The 460-nt window shown below is 47.6% G+C and carries 1 protein-coding gene; it reads left to right on the top strand.

Annotated features, from left to right (window positions below; genetic code table 11):
- Positions 1-17: 17 nt before the first annotated feature.
- Positions 18-460 (top strand): type IV pilin protein (locus HMPREF2726_RS01260; protein WP_070601926.1); only part of this gene is annotated, 443 nt, incomplete at its 3' end.

Raw genomic sequence — 460 nt, 5'->3', positions numbered from 1 at the left:
TTTCGAAAGGGGGCGGAATGAAGGAAATTCAGCGGGGATTTTCTTTGTCTCAACTGGTTTTTACCATCATGACGGTGGGGATTTTAACGTCGATTGCCTACCCGTCTTACCAAAAATATGTTGAAAATACCAAGCTGCAGGAAGTGCGGACCGCCATGCTGGAAAACGCCCAATTTCTGGAGCGTTTTTATCAAAAAAACGGAAGTTTCAAACAAAGTTCCACCCAATGGCCGGATTTGCCGATTAAGGAAATCGGCGATTTTTGCATCAAGGTGCAAGGCGACGCCAAAGGCACGCCGGACGGGCGGTTTACCCTGAAGGCAGTAGCGCGGTCGGATCAAAATCCCAAGGTATTGAAAATCAACGAAAGCTTTGTCACGGTATCGTGTGAAACGACCGAAAGCACCTGCGAAGACAAGGCGCAGCATTTCGCCAATACGGACAAATCATGCAAGATATT

The organism is Neisseria sp. HMSC074B07 (assembly GCF_001810355.1).
Classification (GTDB): domain Bacteria; phylum Pseudomonadota; class Gammaproteobacteria; order Burkholderiales; family Neisseriaceae; genus Neisseria.
This window is presented reverse-complemented; position numbering and strand designations above follow the sequence as displayed.